We start from the raw sequence: 15,018 nt of genomic DNA, 5'->3' as shown, positions 1-15,018 counted from the left end.
AATTTTTCAGCCTTCTTGCTCCCATGGAAAACAGAACCATAGTCGTCAAACTGGGCACCAGCGTGCTCACAGGGGGATCTTCCCAGCTTAACCGTGCCCACATGGTGGAGCTGGTCAGACAGTGTGCCGCCTTGCATCGTCACGGCCATAGAGTCGTGGTGGTCACCTCGGGGGCCATTGCCGCCGGGCGTGAACATCTGGGCCACCCTCCGCTGGCGCCGACTCTGCCCAACAAGCAGATGCTGGCGGCGGTAGGCCAGACCCAGCTCATTCGGGTATGGCAGGACTTGTTCAACCTCTATGGGCTGCATATCGGTCAGATGTTGCTGACCCGCGCCGATCTGGAGGACAGGGAGCGTTACCTCAACGCTCGCGATACGCTGCGAACCCTGCTCGATCATCGCATCATTCCCGTCATCAACGAGAACGACGCCGTGGCAACCGCTGAGATCAAGGTGGGAGACAACGACAACCTCTCGGCTCGTGCCGCTATCCTGGCTGATGCCGATCTGCTGATCCTGCTGACCGATCAGACGGGTTTGTTCACCGCCGATCCGCGCAGTAACCCTGATGCACAATTGATAGAAGAGGTGCAGACCATAGACGACACGCTGCGCAAGTTGGCGGGTGGCAGTGTCGGCGGGCTCGGCACTGGCGGCATGGCAACCAAGCTGCAGGCGGCCGATGTGGCGCGCCGTGCCGGGGTCAAGGTGGTGATCGCTACCGGCCAGATGCCCGAGGTGATCGGTCGTCTCGCCAGAGGTGAGCGTATCGGTACCCTGTTCCCGGCGCTCGCTTCCCCGCTGGAAGGGCGCAAGAGCTGGATTTTGGCAGGCCCGCCCCCGCACGGTGAAGTCCAGGTCGATCAAGGCGCTGTTGCCGCCATGCAGGACAAAGGCTCCAGCCTGCTGCCCAAGGGGATCGTTTCCGTGAAGGGCGACTTCGTCCGGGGCGACGTGGTGCGCATTCTCGATCCCAAAGGCGTCGAGCTGGCGCGGGGCATCTGTCGCTATGATCACGTAGAGCTCAACAAGCTGCGCGGCGTGCATTCGGACAGCATCGAGCAGGTATTGGGTTACGGCTATGGTGCCGTGGCCATTCACAGAGATGATATGGTACTGCTCTAAGGCCGTTCGATAGAACGGGATAAATGGTCCATTCGCAGAGACGATATGGTACTGCTCCAGGGTGGTACCCAGAGTCGAGAGACAAAGGGATTAGGTTATGAGTCTGGAAAAAATGGGGCAGGCGGCCCGTGAAGCCGCCTATCAGCTGGCGACCATCAGTACGGCGCAGAAAAACTGGGCGCTGGCTGCTATTGCCGATGAGCTGGAAGCACGCAGCAGCCAGATCCTGGCTGCCAACGACAAGGATATTGCGGCAGGCCGTGAGGCAGGCCTCTCCGAAGCCATGCTGGATCGCTTGCTGCTCAACCCGGCACGCCTTGCCGGGATAGTGGCCGATGTGCGCAAGGTGATCACCCTGGATGATCCGGTTGGTGCCGAGATAGATTGCCGGGTGCTGGAAAACGGCCTGCGCCTCTCCCGCCGTCGGGTGCCCATCGGCGTCATCGGCGTCATCTACGAGGCGCGCCCCAATGTGACCATCGACATCGCCAGTCTCTGCCTCAAGACAGGCAATGCCAGCATGCTGCGTGGCGGTCGCGAGACCTTCCACTCCAATCTGGAACTGGTGCGGGTGATCCAGGCCGCGCTGGCTGCGTCCGGCTTGCCTGCCGAAGCGGTACAGTACATCGACAATCCGGATCGGGCGCTGGTGGGCGAGCTGCTGCGTCTCGATCGCTATGTGGACATGATCATCCCCCGTGGCGGCGCCGGGTTGCACAAGATGTGCAAGGAGAACAGCTCCATCCCCGTCATCATCGGTGGTTTTGGCATCAGCCATGTCTTCGTGGACGAGAGTGCCGATCCGGTGCGCTCATTGGCGGTCATCGAAAATGCCAAGGTGCAGCGCCCCTCGGCCTGCAATGCCCTCGATACCCTGCTGGTGCATAAGAAAATTGCGGCGAGCTTTTTGCCGCAGCTGGTCCGCCTGATGAACGAGCGCCAGGTGACCCTGGTGGCCGCTCCCAACGCCATGTCACTGCTGGCTGGTGCCGACAACCTGTGCGAAGCAGGCCCGGAAGACTTCGATACCGAGTGGCTGGGGTTGACCCTGGGGATCAAGCTGGTGGCGGACGTGAACGAGGCGCTGGCCCACATGCGCGAGCACAATGCCGGTCACTCCGATGCCATCCTCACCAATGATCTCGCCAATGCGGAGCGTTTCGTAAACGGCGCCGGTTCGGCTGCTGTCTACGTCAACGCCTCCACCCGTTTCACCGACGGTGGCCAGTTTGGCCTGGGTGCCGAGGTGGCGGTGTCGACCCAGATGCTGCATGCCCGCGGCCCCATGGGGTTGACCGAGCTGACCAGCTACAAATGGGTGGGATTGGCGGACTATCTGATCTGCGCCTGATAGCACAACCAGAACGCATTGCATGATGCCGACCATGGTCGGCATTTTTGTGCTTTTTTCTTGCGCCCCATCAGGGGCTTGCATATAACTATCCAGCAGGCTGTGGCGATGTTTTGCACACTGCGCTACCAACAAAAACGGGAGCAGATTCAAGGATGAAGCAAACAGATTGGATAAAGCGATTTGGTGCGCTCTGGTTGAGCTTGCCGCTCCTGTTCGGAGCGATCTGTTTCAGTGCCAGCAGCCATGCCAGTTGGGATCAGGATCTCTATCGTCAGCTTGGGTTGGCAGGCAAGCTCGACAAGCAGGTGTTTCGCAAGGCCATCGACAGTTACCAGAGCGTGCGCCACAAGCGCAAACCCATCCTCACCATCATTGATTACACCAAGCCCTCGACCCAGCGCCGACTGTTCGTGATCGACGTGAAACGCCACAAGTTGCTCTACCACACCTGGGTCAGCCATGGTCGCAATTCAGGTGAGCTGGCCGCTCGCCAGTTCTCCAATCAGTTGAATTCCAGGCAGAGTTCCCTCGGTGTCTATCGCACCGCCGAGACCTATCAGGGAAAGCACGGTTATTCACTGCGTCTCGATGGCCTGAGCCCGGGCAAGAACTGCAATGCCCGCAAGCGGGCAATTGTGGTGCACGGGGCCAGCTATGCCAGCCCGCAGCATCTGCGCAAATATGACAAGCTGGGCCGCAGTTGGGGCTGCCCTGCGCTGCCCAAGGAGCTGTCCAGAGCCATCATAGACACCATCAAGGGTGGCAGCGTCATCTACGCCCACGGTTGAGCGCGTTTCTGAAAGAGATAAGGCCAGCAGAGTGCTGGCCTTAGTTCGTTGATTGGCGATGGAAGGGTTAGCGGACAACCAGCACAGGGCAGGGGGCGTGGCGCACCACTGACTCGGCGACACTGCCCACCAGCAGGTGGCTGAGGCCGGAACGGCCATGGCTGCCCATAACCACGAGATCAACCTTCTCCTCTTTTGCCTGAATGACGATTTCGTCGGCGGCGCGGCCGAAGCGTACTTCGAAGCTGGCGGGAATGGGCAGGGTGGCGACCAGCTCTTTCAACTGGGTCTTGGCCTGGCGTTCCATTTCGTGGGTGATCTCGATGGCGGTCATGTGCAGGATTTTGTAGCTGTCGAAACCATGCAATTGATCCACCACATGGATCAGCTTTAGCTCGGCCTGATGGCTCTGGGCCATGAACACGGCATAGTCGAGCACTGACTGGGACATCTGGGAAAAATCGACGGGGCAGAGCAGGGTTTTGATGGATGGCATATGAAGGCTCCCCTATGGTTGGGTTACTAATGAATCTTATTGTCAATAATACCCATTCAGAGGGCAATAACCCTCGACTCGCTCGCAAAACAGGGAAAAAGAGGTGATTCGGTTCGAGATCCCCATATCATGTGGTATGGCTTTGGTGTACTCATCGCGCAGGCTGATCCGCCCGATGAGCGCATCGCCACCGAGGAAATTGTGAATCATGGTTCGTCTGCTGCTTTCGCTGCTGTTTCTCTTGTTCTGCTTGCCTGGCAGGGCCGACCCTTTGCATGTCTATTGCGATGACTGGCCCGCTTTCTGTCAGCCCGATGGGCGGGGCATCTATCTGGATATCGTCGGCGCCATCTATCAGCCCCATGGCTATGAGGTCGTCCCGCACATAGTGCCCTACAAGCGGGCGCTGGCGGTGGTAGCGCAGAAGGGGGGCGACATGGCGATGGGGGTCTATCGGGACGAGGTCAACGGCGTACGCCAGCCGGACTATCCCGCCTCTGCCGACGATCTGACGGTGCTGATGCTCAAGAAGTGGCAACCCCAGTGGCTGGGTGAAAACAGTCTGAAAGGGCAGGGGGTGCTGTGGCTGCGGGGCTGGGCCTTCGACAAGTACATACCGGTCTCCATGCGCTGGCACGAGATTGACAGCCACGACATGGCATTGCAACTGCTGGCCAAGGAGCGTTACCGCTACTACCTGACAGCCGGCGTGCTCTATTCAGCCGACTCCATTCCCGCCAACATGAATCGTACCTTCCTGCGCTGGATCCCGACCTACCCCATCTTTGCCGATACCGAGCGGGGGGCCCGCCTGCAGCAACTCTGGGATCAGGGCATGGTGCGCCTGATCCGCAGCGGCACCCTGGCCGAGATCTATCGCCGCTACCAGCTCCATGATTACTATCGCGGTTTTATCAAGGAGTTGGAACAAAGAGTCGAGCCAAGCGGTAACTGATGCAACTACAGAGGGAAAAGGAGTGAAGTAACTCATTCTCTGGTCGATAGAAAGATAAATCTATCGAAAATCTAGGGAGATAACATGCAAGTGCCCCTTCCATCAGCCGCTATCGGCCGCAGCGATACAGCTTCTATAGGCAGCCGTGCATCTGGCGACCCTCAAAGCAGAATTGCTCAATTAGAAGCAAAATCGGCAAAGATTAGGGAACAGATAAAAGCGCTCACAGACAAGAAAGATGAGAGCGCGGCAGCGGATCCCCAATCAGCGAAAGCACAGCAAGAGCAGATCAAAGTCCTGCAACAACAACTGGAACTGATCATGGCGGAAATTGCTCGCCTGCAGGCGGAAGCCGCCAAGAAAGAGGAGCCGACCAACAAGCGTCAAGAAGCTCCCGCGGCCGCCAATTCTGACAACTTGCCAATGAACAGCACATTTTCCATTACGGTTTGACTGTTCGTCACAGCGCCACGGCTCAGGACTGAGGTTATCCCTTCGCCAACTGGTCGTAGAGGATAACGTTGATCGAGGCACCTGGTTCATGCTGCCTTGCTGTGTAGTCACATAGACCAGATGCTTATTATCCCTTGGCCCTCAGGCGTTTGGCAAGCCGGTCATAGAGGATCACATTGACCGAGGCGGCCAGGTTCATGCAGCCCAGGGTCGGGACATAGATCACCTCCTTCACTGCCGCGAAGCGGGCGGGATCCAGGGTGCCATCCTCGGGGCCGAAGATGTAGAAGGCACGTTCAGGATGGACATAATCCGGCAACGAGGTGGCCCCCTCGATAAGATCCACCAGCACAGGGGTGCAGCCGGTCGGCACAAAGTCCAGCAGCGCCTCGACCCCGAGCAAGGGGATCTTGTCCACCATCTGCTTGGTATCGGTAGCAAAACGGCGTGCCAGCTCGAAGCGGTTGCCCGTGTAGTAGACCTCGTCCGCCCCGTAGCAACCGGCGGCACGCATCACGGCCCCCACGTTCTCCGGTGACTTGGGATTGACCAGTCCGATGCAGCAATACGGGGATGCGTCCTCTGTTGGTGACTGTGGATTGGTTTGTCCCTCACAGCCGTAATCCGACTCTTTCATCTCTCTCTCCTCTGTGGCGGCCGCATTATAAGCGGCAGTCGCCCGCCCGCACATGAAAAGTGGCGTACATAGACGAGAAACCCGTCGCAGCTTGCAGCTGATTTTTTGTGCGCAAATCGACATTTCTTGCACGAGAGGATGGCGGGAAAACGTTTTTCATAAATAATAGACAAACGTTTGTAACTGGATGTTTGTCTATGACTGAGCGTGAACAAGAGATCCTCGCCCTGCTGCGCCAGGATCCCATGATTGCCCAGCAGGAGCTGGCGGATCGCCTCGGCATCAGCCGCTCGGCGCTGGCGAGCCACATCTCCAGCCTGATGCGCCAGGGCTATGTGCAGGGGCGCGGCTATGTGCTGCGGGAAGGACCCTACGCCGTGGTGATCGGCGGCGCCAATATGGATATCTGCGGCTGCAGTCATGACAACCTGCGCATCGGCGACTCCAACCCCGGTCGAGTGCGTACCTCCGCCGGCGGGGTAGGGCGCAACATAGCCGAGAACCTGGCACGGCTTGGCACCGACACCCGGCTGCTGACCGCGGTGGGCAACGATCAGTACGGTCATCATCTGCTGGAAGTGAGCCAGCGCGCCGGCGTTGACGTGCGGCAGGTGCTGGTGCTGGAGGGGCAGGCCACCTCCTGTTACCTCAGCCTGCACGATGGCAGCGGCGAGATGAGCTGCGCCGTCAACGACATGGCGATCATCGACCAGCTTACGCCGGCCCGGCTTACCCCGCTCACCGGTTTCCTTGGCGCGGCCCGGCTCTGGGTGCTCGACACCAACCTTGCCACCCACACCCTGGACTGGCTGTTCGAGCGCCAAGGGGAGCACATCATCTTCGTCGACACAGTCTCCGTGGCCAAGGTGGAGAAGATCCGCCCCTGGCTGCACCGGATCCACATCCTCAAGCCCAATCGCAGCGAGGCTGAGCAGCTGTGCGGCTTCACCATTGCCGGGCCCGATACCTGGCCTATGGCGGCAGCCTGGTTCCACCGCGCCGGGGTGCAGCGGCTGTTCCTGAGCCTCGGCGATCAGGGGATTTTCTACAGCGACGGGGAGTGCCAGGGCCATCTGCCCGTGCTCGGCAGCCCTGTCGTCAACGTGACCGGCGGTGGCGATGCCTTCATGGCAGGGCTGGCCCACGCCTGGTTGCAGGAGAGCGACATGACCGACACCACCCGCTTCGCCCTCGGCTGCGCCGCCCTCACCGTCAATTGTTCCGATACCGTCTTTTCCGGCCTATCCAAGGCCGCCGTTGAACGCATGCTGGAGGAGTACCCATGTTGAACGCTTACCTCGATATCCAACCTGAAGTCGCCGCTGCCCTGGCCGCCGGCAAACCTGTCGTTGCCCTGGAGTCCACCATCATCTCCCACGGCATGCCCTATCCGCAGAACGTGGAGACGGCGCGCCAGGTAGAGCAGGTGGTGCGCGACAACGGTGCCGTACCGGCCACCATCGCCATTCTGGATGGCCGCCTCAAGGTGGGTCTGGATGCAGGGGCGCTGGAGGCGCTGGGCCGGGCCGGTCACGACGCCACCAAGTGCAGCCGACGGGATATCCCCTTCGTGCTGGCGAACAAGGGGCTGGGCGCAACGACTGTGGCTTCCACCATGATCATTGCCGCCATGGCCGGTATCCGGGTGTTTGCCACCGGCGGTATCGGCGGCGTACATCGCGGTGCCCAGGAGACCTTCGACATCTCGGCGGATCTGCAAGAATTTGCCCAGACCCCGGTCGCCGTGGTGTGTGCCGGTGCCAAGTCGATCCTCGACATCGGCCTGACCCTGGAGTATCTGGAGACTCAGGGTGTGCCCGTCATCGGTTATCAGACCGAGGAGCTGCCCGCCTTCTACACCCGCGAGAGCGGCTTCAAGGTAGATTACCGCCTCGACACCCCGGCGGCCATCGCCGAGGCGCTGCGTCTGAAGTGGGAGCTGGGACTGGCCGGTGGCGCCGTGGTCACCAACCCGATCCCGACCCAGTTCGCCATGCCCAAGGCCGACATAGATGCCGCGATCAAACAGGCGTTGCAAGAGGCGGACGAGCAGGGAGTCAAGGGCAAGGCATCCACCCCCTTCCTGCTGGCGCGGGTGTGTGAGCTGACCGGCGGCAACTCCCTGGCGGCCAACATCCAGCTGGTGCTGAACAACGCCGCCCTGGGGGCGCGCATCGCCGCCAGTCTGTAATCAGCTGTCGCAATGGAGAAAAGAGGGCCCCTTGGCCCTCTTTTCTATTTCGGCTCTGTGATCGCCCGGGTGAATTATTGCAATACCAGCCGACCATGCAGTGGCTGCACGGGCCTGTTGTTGGGGTGGTGCATCACAGCCTTGAAGGCATCGATCTGGGCCTGGCTCACCTGGACCGGCTGCTTCATTACCAGCCAGCGCACCCCTTCCGAGCAGGGCGGTGTGGTCAGCGAACCGCTGAAGCGGTAGTAGTCGCGATTGGCTGGCAGCAACTGCTCGGCCGAAAGCGGTGCCTTGAGGGTGTGGATCTCGCCCGTTTTCGCTGGCAACTGATCCCAGGCCCGGGTCAGCGCCGGATTGGCCTTGCCCGCTTCGAACATCACGGCCAGCACGGCGATCTCGCCCTTGGCATTGGTGTGCACCAGATGCCCTTCCAGCGGATAGGATTTGCCCTTGATGAGGTTTTCACTGGGAGCATGGAAGTGGAACTGCTTGAGCTCGAAGCGCATGCCATCGAGCATCAAGGCACTGCCCGGGGCATAGCCGACTTGTACTGTATGGCCATTGTTGACTAGGGTTTTACCGCCCGCCAGATAGTGGAACTGCAGTGGAACCAGCTGGGCGTCGACCAGACCGTCGAGGTCTATCGGCGACTGGTTGCTGCCTGCACACTGGCCAAATTCCGGCGTCAGTTTGGCCCATTGTGCCGGCCCTGCTTCACCGTTGTACTCCCAGTGCGGGGTGGCAGCGAAGACGGCGGGGCACAGCAACAAAGAGCAGGCCAACAGAGACTTTCTCATCATACATCCTTATCTTGATTGAAAAGCACAGCCATCCGCTTCCTTAATAAGTGAAGGAACAGTGGATGGCATTATCTAAAATGCGGGATACAGAATGTTAGACAGTATTTTTATTATTAACAGCCGTATGACAGATCATATTTATGATGCATATAAAATGGATCTAATTAACAGGTGGCTGCCACTGCATATTGAATAATCGCTTTATTCAATGACAGCAATCTAATTAATCGGCTGTTGTTGAAGATGGATTTGTTCATAATTCACTCATCGAAATTCAGCTCTTTTTTGCCTCGCAAGTCCCCGCCACCAGTCCGTCTGAAATATAATAATTCATTGTTTTTATTGTGGTTTTTGTTGGTCTCATTTGATCTTGAGCAAATAACGCACAAGCGTTCCCGGTCAGGCTGAGCTTGCTGTTATGCACAGCTACAAGGGAGAGAGAAAAATGAATAAATATTATTTGTTGCTGGCGTTGGGCCTGCCGGGGATGGGGTGGGCAGTCGAACCGATCCAACCTGTCGAGGCAGTCAAGGTGGGATCGCCAGAGAAAGTCGAGCTGGGCAAGATGTTGTTCTTCGAGCCGAGGCTCTCCAAATCCGGCGCCATCTCCTGCAACTCCTGCCATAACCTGGCGACCGGCGGCGTGGACAACCAGGTCAGCTCCCTCGGTCACAAGTGGAAGGAGGGACCGATCAACTCCCCCACAGTGCTCAACTCCAGCCTCAACTTCGTGCAGTTCTGGGATGGCCGCGCCAAGGATCTGAAGGCGCAGGCGGCAGGCCCCATCGAAAATCCGCTTGAGATGGCCTTCACCCACAAGCTGGCGGTGGATACCCTGCATACCCTGCCCGAATATCGTAGCCGTTTCAGCGCCGTCTACGGCAAGGCGGACTTTGGCATCGATGAGGTGACAGACGCCATCGCCGCCTTCGAAGAGACCCTGATCACCCCCAACGCGCCGTTCGATCTCTGGTTGAAGGGAGACGGCAAGGCGCTGACGGCGCATCAATTGAAGGGTTATCAGCTGTTCAAGGAGAAGGGCTGCACCGCCTGCCACAACGGGGTGGCCATCGGTGGCAACTCCTATCAGAAGATGGGGCTGGTCAAGCAGTTCAAGACCGACAACCCGGCCCAGGGCCGTGGCGGCGTGACGGGCGAGAAGCAGTTCATCGGCTGGTTCAAGGTGCCGACCCTGCGCAATATCGAGCTGACCTACCCCTACTTCCACGATGGTTCAGTCTGGGATCTGAAGGAGGCGGTGCAGATAATGGCGGACATCCAGCTGGGCCAGGCGTTGAGCGAGCAGGACGCTGACGACATGACCGCCTACCTCAAGAGCCTGACCGGCGAGCAGCCCCGGATAGTGCTGCCGATCCTGCCGCCCTCCCAAGCCGATACACCCAGGCCTCAGGTCAAGAGCTGACCGGGTCGTGAGTCTGAATCCAGGCGGGGCAGAGGTCCCGCTTTTTCATGGCTCTATCTATCTGATAAAAAAGCCAAAGTACCGTATTCAGCATAATGACAAGGGGATGACAATCCCCCAGCTGGCGACGGGGATTTCACCGATTTGCAGCCCTCTTCACAATTTCAACACGCTCACAATCTGTTCGATTGCCTAACTCATCCGACCTGGTGTCAAATCACTCCGCCCAATACAAGGAGTGGCATAATAATGAATAATATCAATAAATTAGTTCTGGCTATTGGATTCACTCTCACCACCTTTCCGGCCCTGGCGGCAGGCTTCCAGTGCAAGGATCACGTCACATTCGGGGTCCCGAGTCAATCCAGTCAGCTGTTGTGCCGGGACGGTTATGCCGCCGGATACAACTATGACACCAAGGTCGCAGACTGGGTCTCTTACCGTATGACGGCGGCCAGCGGCCAGGGTCAGGTGCCGCGCAAGGATGCCTTCGCCGAAGACAGGGAGGTGCCGGTGCAGTTCCGCGCTACCCTGGCGGACTACAAGGGGTCGGGCTACGACAGGGGTCATCAGGCGCCCGCGGCGGACATGCGTTCCACCGCCGCTACCATGAAGCAGAGCTTCCTGCTGACCAACATGACACCGCAGTTGCCGGCGCTCAATCAGGGGGCCTGGCGCATTCTGGAAGAGAAGACCCGCCAGTGGGCCATCGCCTATCAGGATGTTCAGGTGATCACGGGCCCCATCTTCACCAACTCCGATGGCGCTATCGGTAACGGTGTAACTGTGCCCCACGCCTACTACCGGGTGGTGATGGATGTGGCCAACCAGGAGGCGATCGCCTTCGTCCTGCCGCAACAGAACGTATCGGCCAGCCGGCTTGCGGATTACATAGTGACTGTGGATGCGGTGGAGGAGCAGACCGGACTGGATCTTTTCACCGAGCTGCCGGATGAACAGGAAGAGGCCATGGAATCCCGGCTGATGGCCATGTGGAGCAACTGACTCGCGGTAACGACAACAGGGGCCTGGGCCCCTGTTGTCAGTCGTTCAGGTCGTCACCTATCTTCTTGACGGTGTCCCGGGTACCGTGACCAATTTCGCGGGTCACATCCCGGGTGGTGTGGCCAATCTCGCGGGTCACGTTGCGGGTGGTATGCCCCACGGTTCTGCCCGCCTCCTTGATGTCAGCACATCCGCTGGTCAAGGTGCCCAGGGTCAGGCCGAGTGCCAACAGTGCCATGCAGTTACGCATCATGCCGTACTCCTTCAGGTTTCATCGTTATATCCGATCTGCGGCGGGCATTATGGCCCCGTGTGCAGCGGGCGGGCAACCAGCAGGGTATGGCCCGGGCCCGGGATCTCGTGCTCTTCCTCCACGTGGAAATGCGCCTCGCGCAGGCACTGGTAGATCTGTTTGGAGTGATAGAAGCGGCTGTTGCCGTTGGCCAGACAGGTGAAGTAGAGGGAGGTGGCGTTGAGACTGAAACTGGCGGCTTCGAAGGTCTGCCGGTCCCAGAACAGCTCCAGGATGCAGACCCGGGCATCGGGTTTCATGCAATGCCGGATCCGGTTCAGGATGGCGACTATCTGTTCGTGGCTGAAGCAGTCGAGGAATTGGCTCATCCACCAGATGTCTGCCTCGCCGGGCAAGGGGCCCGGTTGCAGCAGATCCACCCCATGACCCTGTACTCGCTCGCCGAGACCCGCCTCTTCAATACTCAGGCGGGCCAGTGCCAGCTGCTCGGGCAAGTCCAGAATGGTGACGTGCAGGGCGGGATCCCGCTTGGCACAAGCGATGGCCCACTTGCCGGTGTTGCCGCCCAGATCGTAAAGGTGGCTTGGTTCATAGCTGAACACCTTGTCCTGGGCCTGCTGGAACGCCCAGTCGGAGTAGAAGTGATCAAACGCAAACCAGCTGCTGCGGGCAGGCTCCGGCAGCTCGCTCAAGTGCGGGTAGAGGGTCTGCCAGGGGCCGAATTCCTGCAAGCCGGCCGGTGTGCCCTGACGGATGGCATCGAGCAGGTGGGCGAGGGGCTGATAGCAGACGTGCTGGGTGAAGTCGAAATTGACCCGGCTCATGGCATCGTGCTGCAGATATTTGCCGACCCGGCCCAGCACATAGTGCTCGCCGGCCAGGTAGCAGAGTCCGCCGCTGAGCCCCATGTCCAGCAGAACGCTGACGGCATATTCGCTCAGCTCGCACGCACGGGCTATCTGTGCCAGCGGCGCACCCTGCTGGCCACGGGTCTCGAGAAAGGCGAGCACCCCGGTTTCACGCAGACACCAGCTGGCCTGGAACAACATGGGCCCGAAGGCGATCTTCTGGGCCGCACTGATGGCCTCCAGCGCGTTATAGGGGTCTGCCTGATAGTGGTTCACTGGATGGCTCCTGCCGGATCAGCGGCTGTTTGCGCGGGCGAGTTCGGTCTGGATGGCCTGATTCAGGCCCAGTACCCAGCGGTTATAACTGCGATGAATGTTGCCCTTGCCTTTATCATCCAGATTGACGCTGCTCACATAATTAATGGAATAGTCGTGAGCGCTATATGGAATATCGATCACCGCCTGATGTTGGCGCACATTGACTTGGCCGCGAATAAGTCCTGGCTTCTCTTTTTTCATTACCCAGCTTTTACTGATCCCCGCCGTGATAATGGCACTGGCTACCTGATCTTCAGTCAGAGTAAAGGCAACCGGGTTGGCGGCCATATTGCGAATGGGCTGGCTGGTGGAGCAGGCGGCCAGCAGGGCGCAGGCCAGCAACAGGGATACCTTGTTAATAACTTTCATAATATTCCTTGCGACGATATTCAATATTGAGGGCATGGCAATGAGACAACACAAATCATTTATTTTCAATCACTATGCCAATAGATAATCTGCGCCAGCTATTATTTTTGACGAATAATGGTATTATTCGCGCAGCATTAATGTGATGACTCCAATTGTTAATTTCCATGGAGCAGGCACTGCCCAGCGGGTGAGTGCCTTTTACCGTCTTCGCGCTCACGCCAAATGTTAAGGACAGGTTGCCTGAAATATGCTCTCTTTTTCGCTGCAAGCTAGTCAGGCACTGTCACCAGGTCTGGTCGACGAACGCGACTGGCAGGAGTGGGCGCAGTGGGGTCAATGGCCTGCGGCGGTACCATTTCCTGCCACTCCTCTGTTGCCCATGATGATGGCGCGTCGCCTGAGCCAGGGTTCCCGGTTGGCGGTGCAGGTCGGCTTGAGCCTGTTGGCCCGCCATCCCGTCGATTACGCCATCTTCGTCAGTCGACACGGCGAGCTGGCTCGTTCCGTGACCCTGTTGCAGGCGCTGGCGGCCAGACAGGCGCTCTCACCCACGGATTTTTCCATGTCAGTCCACAATACGGCCGCCGGCCTCTGTTCCATCCAGGGCCAGGCCGCCATTCCGATGACGTCGCTGGCGGCGGGAGAGGGCGGATTGATGGCGGGGTTTACCGAGGCGGTTGCGGCCTTGCACGCCGGTGCTCAACAGGTGCTGTTGGTGGCGTTCGAGGGGCCTGTGCCGGATTTTCATCACCCTTGGCTGCCAGACGAGGCGCCACCCCATGCACTGGGGCTGATATTGCAGGCCGGTGAGCAGTGGTGCTGCCAAGCTGCGAGTGGCGTGAGTCCGGGATCCGGGGCAACTTCGACTTTGCCTCAGTCGCTGGCCTTCTGGCGGGCCCTGCTGCGGGATGAATCGGCACTGACCCTTTGCAATGGCCGGCAGGAGTGGACATGGCAGCGGCGCTGAACCTGTGCTGGCGCCTGCTTGGCACGGCCCTTGGCTTCGCTCTGTTCGGGGTGGGCGGTCTGCTGCTCACCCTGTTCTGGTTTCCGTTGCTGGCGCTCTGCCTGCGCGGTGAGCGACGGCGTACCCTGGCCCAGCTGACCATACGCCACAGCTTTCGGCTGTTTCTTGGTGTGCTGCGCGGCTGGGGCGTGCTGGATTATCGGGTGAGCGGCATGCCCGTCGACTTGCGCGGCGCCCTGGTAGTGGCCAATCACCCCAGCCTGCTCGATTACGTCATGCTGGCCGCCGAGATGCCGGTGTGCGACTGCATCGTCAAGCAATCCCTCTGGCGCAACCCTTTCGTGGGCGGTGTGGTCAGGGCGGCAGATTATATTCCCAACGTAGAGGCGGAGCGCCTCCTGCCCCTTTGCATGGCGCGGATCCAGGCCGGCGGTCTGTTGCTGATCTTCCCTGAGGGCACCCGCACCACACCGGGGGAGCCCATCAAGTTGCAACGGGGCGCTGCCCAGTTGGCGGTGCGCAGCCAGGTGCCCCTGCAACCGGTGCGGATCCACTGCAACACCCGATTTCTCACCAAGCAGGACAAATGGTTCAAGATCCCGGAAAATAAGCCGACCTTCACCATAGAATTCCTGCCGCAAGTGGCGCCAGACGAGGTGGTCGCTACCGGACAGAGCAGCGCTCTGGCCGCGCGCCAGTTGACCCGTTTTCTCACCCGGACCCTGCAAACAGGGCTCCAATGACAGCGTATGGAACAGTTATGCAAGACCTGCACCTAGAGATCAAACAACTCATCATCGACAGTCTCAACCTCGAGGGACTGACCCCTGAAGATATAGACAGCCAGGCCCCGCTGTTCGGTGATGGCCTGGGACTGGACTCTATCGATGCGCTGGAGCTGGGCCTTGCCATCAAGGGCCGCTACGGCATAGTGCTCTCCGCCGAGGATGAGAATACCCGTCGTCACTTTGCCTCAGTCGCAGCCCTGGTCGCCCTGGTGCAGGCCCAGTCGAAAGGGGAGGCCTGAG

The 15,018-nt window shown here is 59.4% G+C and carries 18 protein-coding genes; 12 read left to right on the top strand and 6 right to left on the bottom strand.

Annotation, left to right across the window (positions count from 1 at the left end; genetic code table 11):
• Positions 1-23 precede the first annotated feature (23 nt).
• The 3 genes from proB to AXW79_RS06440 all read left to right on the top strand — a co-directional run bounded on the left by proB (position 24) and on the right by AXW79_RS06440 (position 3,269).
• Positions 24-1,127, top strand: a complete 1,104-nt coding sequence (gene proB / locus AXW79_RS06450) for a glutamate 5-kinase (protein WP_011898405.1) — start codon at positions 24-26, stop codon at positions 1,125-1,127.
• A 97-nt stretch (positions 1,128-1,224) separates the two neighbouring features.
• Complete coding sequence (locus tag AXW79_RS06445) at positions 1,225-2,478, top strand: glutamate-5-semialdehyde dehydrogenase (RefSeq protein WP_005317848.1); 1,254 nt, start codon at positions 1,225-1,227, stop codon at positions 2,476-2,478.
• 155 nt (positions 2,479-2,633) lie between these two features.
• Positions 2,634-3,269, top strand: coding sequence for a murein L,D-transpeptidase catalytic domain family protein (locus AXW79_RS06440; protein WP_005317845.1), 636 nt, complete (start codon positions 2,634-2,636; stop codon positions 3,267-3,269).
• 67 nt (positions 3,270-3,336) lie between these two features.
• On the opposite strand, the gene AXW79_RS06435 is transcribed toward AXW79_RS06440, so the two are convergent.
• A complete protein-coding gene (locus tag AXW79_RS06435; protein ID WP_005317842.1) occupies positions 3,337-3,765 on the bottom strand; it encodes a universal stress protein in 429 nt (142 codons plus the stop codon).
• Positions 3,766-3,973: 208 nt separating this feature from the next.
• Between AXW79_RS06435 and AXW79_RS06430 the strand changes: the two genes are divergently transcribed.
• Together AXW79_RS06430 and AXW79_RS06425 are read left to right on the top strand one after the other, a co-directional pair.
• Positions 3,974-4,720, top strand: coding sequence for a type 2 periplasmic-binding domain-containing protein (locus AXW79_RS06430; protein ID WP_005317837.1), 747 nt, complete (start codon positions 3,974-3,976; stop codon positions 4,718-4,720).
• Positions 4,721-4,804: 84 nt separating this feature from the next.
• Positions 4,805-5,173, top strand: coding sequence for a FlxA-like family protein (locus tag AXW79_RS06425; RefSeq protein WP_005317835.1), 369 nt, complete (start codon positions 4,805-4,807; stop codon positions 5,171-5,173).
• Between the two features lie 127 nt (positions 5,174-5,300).
• Here the strand turns inward: AXW79_RS06425 and AXW79_RS06420 are convergent, their stop codons facing one another.
• Positions 5,301-5,810 carry an RNA methyltransferase gene (locus AXW79_RS06420; RefSeq protein WP_005317834.1) on the bottom strand — a complete coding sequence of 170 codons (510 nt, stop codon included), beginning with the start codon at positions 5,808-5,810 and terminating at the stop codon, positions 5,301-5,303.
• A gap of 197 nt (positions 5,811-6,007) precedes the next feature.
• Here AXW79_RS06420 and AXW79_RS06415 point away from each other — a divergent pair, with 197 nt between their 5' ends.
• Both AXW79_RS06415 and AXW79_RS06410 read left to right on the top strand, forming a co-directional pair.
• Positions 6,008-7,099 (top strand): PfkB family carbohydrate kinase, encoded by a 1,092-nt coding sequence (locus tag AXW79_RS06415; protein WP_005317832.1) that lies wholly within the window; start codon positions 6,008-6,010, stop codon positions 7,097-7,099.
• Positions 7,093-8,001 carry a pseudouridine-5'-phosphate glycosidase gene (locus tag AXW79_RS06410; RefSeq protein WP_005317829.1) on the top strand — a complete coding sequence of 303 codons (909 nt, stop codon included), beginning with the start codon at positions 7,093-7,095 and terminating at the stop codon, positions 7,999-8,001. The genes AXW79_RS06415 and AXW79_RS06410 overlap by 7 nt, the downstream gene beginning before the upstream one ends.
• A 74-nt stretch (positions 8,002-8,075) precedes the next feature.
• Here the strand turns inward: AXW79_RS06410 and AXW79_RS06405 are convergent, their stop codons facing one another.
• Entirely contained in the window at positions 8,076-8,801 is a 726-nt protein-coding gene (locus tag AXW79_RS06405) for a carbonic anhydrase (RefSeq protein ID WP_005317826.1), read from the bottom strand.
• Between the two features lie 448 nt (positions 8,802-9,249).
• Between AXW79_RS06405 and AXW79_RS06400 the strand changes: the two genes are divergently transcribed.
• Both AXW79_RS06400 and AXW79_RS06395 read left to right on the top strand, forming a co-directional pair.
• On the top strand, positions 9,250-10,227 hold the full coding sequence (locus AXW79_RS06400; RefSeq protein WP_005317824.1) for a cytochrome-c peroxidase: 978 nt from the start codon (positions 9,250-9,252) through the stop codon (positions 10,225-10,227).
• 249 nt (positions 10,228-10,476) lie between these two features.
• The gene (locus AXW79_RS06395; protein ID WP_005317820.1) at positions 10,477-11,232 is read left to right on the top strand and encodes a DNA/RNA non-specific endonuclease; all 756 of its coding nucleotides are present in this window, start codon (positions 10,477-10,479) and stop codon (positions 11,230-11,232) included.
• A 37-nt stretch (positions 11,233-11,269) separates the two neighbouring features.
• On the opposite strand, the gene AXW79_RS06390 is transcribed toward AXW79_RS06395, so the two are convergent.
• The 3 genes from AXW79_RS06390 to AXW79_RS06380 are packed head-to-tail and all read right to left on the bottom strand — an operon-like array spanning position 11,270 to position 13,089.
• A complete protein-coding gene (locus AXW79_RS06390) occupies positions 11,270-11,485 on the bottom strand; it encodes a hypothetical protein (RefSeq protein ID WP_005317818.1) in 216 nt (71 codons plus the stop codon).
• Positions 11,486-11,532: 47 nt separating this feature from the next.
• Positions 11,533-12,609 carry a methyltransferase gene (locus AXW79_RS06385; RefSeq protein ID WP_005317815.1) on the bottom strand — a complete coding sequence of 359 codons (1,077 nt, stop codon included), beginning with the start codon at positions 12,607-12,609 and terminating at the stop codon, positions 11,533-11,535.
• 18 nt (positions 12,610-12,627) lie between these two features.
• Positions 12,628-13,089 (bottom strand): hypothetical protein, encoded by a 462-nt coding sequence (locus AXW79_RS06380; protein WP_011898409.1) that lies wholly within the window; start codon positions 13,087-13,089, stop codon positions 12,628-12,630.
• Positions 13,090-13,270: 181 nt separating this feature from the next.
• Between AXW79_RS06380 and AXW79_RS06375 the strand changes: the two genes are divergently transcribed.
• Genes AXW79_RS06375 through AXW79_RS06365 form a run of 3 tightly spaced genes read left to right on the top strand, consistent with a single transcriptional unit; the run spans position 13,271 to position 15,017 of the window.
• Complete coding sequence (locus AXW79_RS06375; RefSeq protein WP_005317808.1) at positions 13,271-13,990, top strand: beta-ketoacyl synthase chain length factor; 720 nt, start codon at positions 13,271-13,273, stop codon at positions 13,988-13,990.
• Complete coding sequence (locus AXW79_RS06370; RefSeq protein ID WP_005317806.1) at positions 13,975-14,733, top strand: lysophospholipid acyltransferase family protein; 759 nt, start codon at positions 13,975-13,977, stop codon at positions 14,731-14,733. Before AXW79_RS06375 ends, AXW79_RS06370 begins: the two co-directional genes overlap by 16 nt.
• A gap of 17 nt (positions 14,734-14,750) precedes the next feature.
• The gene (locus AXW79_RS06365) at positions 14,751-15,017 is read left to right on the top strand and encodes a phosphopantetheine-binding protein (RefSeq protein ID WP_005317803.1); all 267 of its coding nucleotides are present in this window, start codon (positions 14,751-14,753) and stop codon (positions 15,015-15,017) included.
• Position 15,018 lies beyond the last annotated feature (1 nt).

Source organism: Aeromonas salmonicida subsp. salmonicida (genome assembly GCF_001643305.1).
In the GTDB taxonomy this organism is placed as follows: Bacteria; Pseudomonadota; Gammaproteobacteria; order Enterobacterales; family Aeromonadaceae; genus Aeromonas; species Aeromonas salmonicida.
Note: the sequence above shows the minus strand (reverse complement) of the source record. Positions and strands in the feature narration are given on the sequence as shown.

What these genes read in the sequence shown, in the direction of transcription:
- proB (WP_011898405.1), top strand. Translation starts at nt 24, where the DNA reads ATGGAAAACAGAACCATAGTCGTCAAACTGGGCACCAGCGTGCTCACA.
- AXW79_RS06445 (WP_005317848.1), top strand. Translation starts at nt 1,225, where the DNA reads ATGAGTCTGGAAAAAATGGGGCAGGCGGCCCGTGAAGCCGCCTATCAG.
- AXW79_RS06440 (WP_005317845.1), top strand. Translation starts at nt 2,634, where the DNA reads ATGAAGCAAACAGATTGGATAAAGCGATTTGGTGCGCTCTGGTTGAGC.
- AXW79_RS06435 (WP_005317842.1), bottom strand. Translation starts at nt 3,765, where the DNA reads ATGCCATCCATCAAAACCCTGCTCTGCCCCGTCGATTTTTCCCAGATG.
- AXW79_RS06430 (WP_005317837.1), top strand. Translation starts at nt 3,974, where the DNA reads ATGGTTCGTCTGCTGCTTTCGCTGCTGTTTCTCTTGTTCTGCTTGCCT.
- AXW79_RS06425 (WP_005317835.1), top strand. Translation starts at nt 4,805, where the DNA reads ATGCAAGTGCCCCTTCCATCAGCCGCTATCGGCCGCAGCGATACAGCT.
- AXW79_RS06420 (WP_005317834.1), bottom strand. Translation starts at nt 5,810, where the DNA reads ATGAAAGAGTCGGATTACGGCTGTGAGGGACAAACCAATCCACAGTCA.
- AXW79_RS06415 (WP_005317832.1), top strand. Translation starts at nt 6,008, where the DNA reads ATGACTGAGCGTGAACAAGAGATCCTCGCCCTGCTGCGCCAGGATCCC.
- AXW79_RS06410 (WP_005317829.1), top strand. Translation starts at nt 7,093, where the DNA reads ATGTTGAACGCTTACCTCGATATCCAACCTGAAGTCGCCGCTGCCCTG.
- AXW79_RS06405 (WP_005317826.1), bottom strand. Translation starts at nt 8,801, where the DNA reads ATGAGAAAGTCTCTGTTGGCCTGCTCTTTGTTGCTGTGCCCCGCCGTC.
- AXW79_RS06400 (WP_005317824.1), top strand. Translation starts at nt 9,250, where the DNA reads ATGAATAAATATTATTTGTTGCTGGCGTTGGGCCTGCCGGGGATGGGG.
- AXW79_RS06395 (WP_005317820.1), top strand. Translation starts at nt 10,477, where the DNA reads ATGAATAATATCAATAAATTAGTTCTGGCTATTGGATTCACTCTCACC.
- AXW79_RS06390 (WP_005317818.1), bottom strand. Translation starts at nt 11,485, where the DNA reads ATGATGCGTAACTGCATGGCACTGTTGGCACTCGGCCTGACCCTGGGC.
- AXW79_RS06375 (WP_005317808.1), top strand. Translation starts at nt 13,271, where the DNA reads ATGCTCTCTTTTTCGCTGCAAGCTAGTCAGGCACTGTCACCAGGTCTG.
- AXW79_RS06370 (WP_005317806.1), top strand. Translation starts at nt 13,975, where the DNA reads ATGGCAGCGGCGCTGAACCTGTGCTGGCGCCTGCTTGGCACGGCCCTT.
- AXW79_RS06365 (WP_005317803.1), top strand. Translation starts at nt 14,751, where the DNA reads ATGCAAGACCTGCACCTAGAGATCAAACAACTCATCATCGACAGTCTC.